The sequence below is a fragment of the Microcystis sp. M53598_WE2 genome, assembly GCF_030067735.1.
Taxonomy (GTDB): Bacteria; Cyanobacteriota; Cyanobacteriia; order Cyanobacteriales; family Microcystaceae; genus Microcystis; species Microcystis aeruginosa.
In genome coordinates this window covers 1-3422 of record NZ_JASJFE010000780.1, presented here as the reverse complement: position 1 = coordinate 3422, position 3422 = coordinate 1, and the positions used below count along the sequence as shown (strand labels likewise).

Sequence of the window (3422 nt, the reverse complement as noted above, 5' to 3'; positions counted from 1 at the left end):
CACACCCCACTTCCCCACTTCCCACTTCCCCACTTCCCCACTTCCCCAACCTGATTGAAACAAACAACCTGTCACCACGATCACTGATAATGTATGTTGAGTTACTGTCTTGAATAAGGTAATGTTTAAGAAATTCCCCCCTCACACCCCGCTCATTCTTGGACTAGGTTCTGGGGTTGCGCTTTTTACTCTCACCAGTCTCTTTCTCTTTCACCCGAAAATTCTCGCTTGGCTCGATCGCAATAGTGCGTCGCTTCCTAGCCAAGATCCTAACCAACCCTCTGCCGTGGTTGATAGCGCTTCTTTACCACAAACCGAGCGAGATGTCAAGTTAAAAGATGTTGCCGATGCCAACGCGCCCTCTTTAGATCGTAGTCGCGCCCGCTATCTCCTGGCCATGGATTTATTGAGAAAATATGAAGGGGGTCCGGCTTTAAAACAATTAGAAGGCTTAGAAAAACAATATCCTGTCCTCGCTCCCCAGATTCTCCTCAAACAGGGACGCGCCCACGAATTAAGCAACGATAGTGAAAAAGCGCAAGAAATTTGGCAAAAATTACTGGAAACCTATCCCCAATCGCCCGTAGTGGCCGAAGCTTACTACTCTTTGGGCAAATACGACCCCAGTTATCATGAAAAATTGCTCAAGGAATACCCCCGACACCCGCGTACTTTGGCTTTAATTCGCCAACGTCTTCAAGAAAATCCCGATCAATTTCCCTTATGGTTGCAGTTAGCCAAGGCTAATCCTTTTGATCCTACCCTCAATCAGGCCCGCGATCGTTTGGTGAAAGACTACGCCGAGCAGTTAACTCCGGCGGATTGGGCAATGATTGGGGCAGGTTATTGGCAGTCGGGATTGTACGAAAAAGCCTATAAAGCCTACGCTAAAGCCACTCCTAGCCCCGAACAAGCCTATCGTTACGCCCGCGGGCTACAAATTGCCAAAAAACTGCCAGAAGCTCGCAGCGCTTACCAAAAATTAATTAAAACCTATCCCCAGGCCTCAGAAACCGGTTTGGGATTACTGCGACTCGCCCAAATTTCTCCTAACCGCGATGCCATAGCATATCTCGATCGCATTGTCAAGCAATTTCCCGATCGCGCCCCGGAAGCTTTGGAAGCGAAAGCCAAATTACTCAACTCAACTAATGCCCAGGCCGCTAGTCAAACATGGCAAACTTTATTAAATAAATACCCAAAATCCGACGAAGCCGCCGATTATCGCTGGTTAATGGCCCAAAGAGCCGCTAAATCCGGTGATTACGCCAAGGCGTGGCAGTGGGCGCAGCCAATTGCGGTTAATAATTCCGATAGTCAAACTGCCCCGAAAGCAGCCTTTTGGGTGGGAAAATGGGCGCAAAAACTCGGCAAAAACCAAGAAGCAAAACAAGCTTTTACCTACACTATTTCTCGTCATCCCCATTCCTATTATGCTTGGCGCTCGGCGGTTTTATTAGGTTGGGACGTGGGGGATTTTACCACTGTCCGCTCCTATAATCCTACCACCGTCAAACCCGCCACTCGTAACGATCCCCCCGCTGGTTCGGAAGCTTTCAAGGAATTATATCGAATTGGTGAAGATACGGACGCTTGGAATCTCTGGCAAGCAGAAATTGTCGATCCTTGGAATTTAACCGTTGACGAACAATTTAACCTCGGTGTCTATAAACTCTCTCGCAATCAAAATTTAGAAGGAATTAACCTGATTTGGCGCTTGCGAGAAAGAGATACCCCGGAGGAAAAGAAAGCCTGGAAACTCCTGCGACAAAATGATAAATACTGGCACGCTTTATTCCCTTTCCCCTACTACGATACCATCCTGCAATGGTCAAAAGATAGACAATTAAATCCCCTGCTAGTGACGGCTTTAATCCGGCAAGAATCCCGCTTTGAAAAAGAAATTCGTTCTCCTGTGGGGGCAGTGGGATTAATGCAAATTATGCCCGATACGGGTAAATATATCGCGGGTAATACTGGCAATAAAAGTTATTCTTTAACTAATCCCGAAGATAACATTATGATGGGGACATGGTATCTCGATTATACCCACGGTAAATTCGCAGGAAATTCACTTTTTGCTGTGGCTAGTTATAACGCCGGACCTGGGGCAGTTTCCAAATGGAGACAGCGTTTTGATTTTAGCGATCCCGATGAATTTGTTGAGAATATTCCCTTTAGAGAAACTAAGGGTTATATAGAATCGGTGTTTGGTAATTATTGGAATTATCTCCAGATTTATAACCCCGAAATTCAAGAGCAAATGAACAGAATTGCTAACCCTTCCTAGGGGATTGATGGGGATGGGTAATTAACTCATTCCCTTAAGTAAGTAGGGAGGCACAATTATTTGTAGGATGGGTTAGCGGTAGCGTAACATAATCGGGCGTTGGGTTTCATGCTTCAACCCAACCTACGTTCTCATTCCCTTAAAGTTATAATTAAATTGAAGATATATCCCCCCTTAATCCCCCCTTAATAAGGGGTGTGCCGATCCCCCCTGCCCCCCTTGATAAGGGGGGTGCCGATAGGCGGGGGGATCCCCCTTAATAAGGGGGGCATCTGACAGTTTTTAACACCTAGCTACTTACTAACTTTTTTCCTAATTATGCAATCATTTAACTGGCAAACCGTCGATCGAGATTCTCCTTTTACTCGCCTAGATTTTCGGACAAAATTAACCATGATGATCGTGGTTACTCTCATCGCTTTTACTTGGGAAAGTCCCCTCGCTGGCGGTTTGCTAACTCTTATTGTCGCTTTAGCTTGTCTCTGGGCTGGGGTAAAATGGTCTTATCTCCTCACCATTTTAAAATTCATGGCTCCTTTTTATCTATTCTTATTAATTACCATGGGATTTTTTAATGTAGAACAGGTAAAAGCTTTAACGGGAAAAACTGAATTAACTCCCTTATTAACTGTCGGTTCTACTCAAATGACTGTCGAGGGAACCCTCTACGGTTTAAATGTGATCTTTAAAACTCTCACCATGGTTTTAATTATTCCCCTCGCTATTTTTACCACTGATATAAATCAGATGATGGTGAGTTTAACTAAAGCCAGAATTCCTTACAAAATAGTCTTTATTTTTTCCTCTACCCTGCGCTTATTTCCTCTCCTAGTAGAAGAATCCCGATCGATTATTTCTGCTCAAAGATTACGAGGATTAGCAATAGAAAAAATGGGTTGGTTACAAAAAGGAAAAATTTACGCTTCTATCGCTGTACCTTTAATTTTAAACGCTATGGCTAAATCGCAAAAATTAGAGGTAGTTCTACAAGCTAAAGCTTTCTCTGGTGATCCTAATCGCACATTTTTACAGGAATCAATCTTAACCAATAAAGACTATTTATTAATTATTGGCTTTCTATTTTTATTGGTTTTGGCAATTATTCTCTATGTAAAATTCGGGGTGGGAAAAT

The 3422-nt window shown here is 43.8% G+C and carries 2 protein-coding genes; both read left to right on the top strand.

The annotated features are described in order from the left end of the window. Positions 1–121 precede the first annotated feature (121 nt). A complete protein-coding gene (locus PX636_RS15920) occupies positions 122–2290 on the top strand; it encodes a lytic transglycosylase domain-containing protein (protein WP_002797960.1) in 2169 nt (722 codons plus the stop codon). A 318-nt stretch (positions 2291–2608) separates the two neighbouring features. Continuing rightward, on the top strand, positions 2609–3422 hold an 814-nt coding region (locus PX636_RS15915; protein ID WP_288117790.1), incomplete at its 3' end, for an energy-coupling factor transporter transmembrane component T family protein.

Bases quoted from the DNA above. Each gene is read 5' to 3' on its own strand.
- PX636_RS15920 (WP_002797960.1), top strand. From the start codon at position 122: ATGTTTAAGAAATTCCCCCCTCACACCCCGCTCATTCTTGGACTAGGT.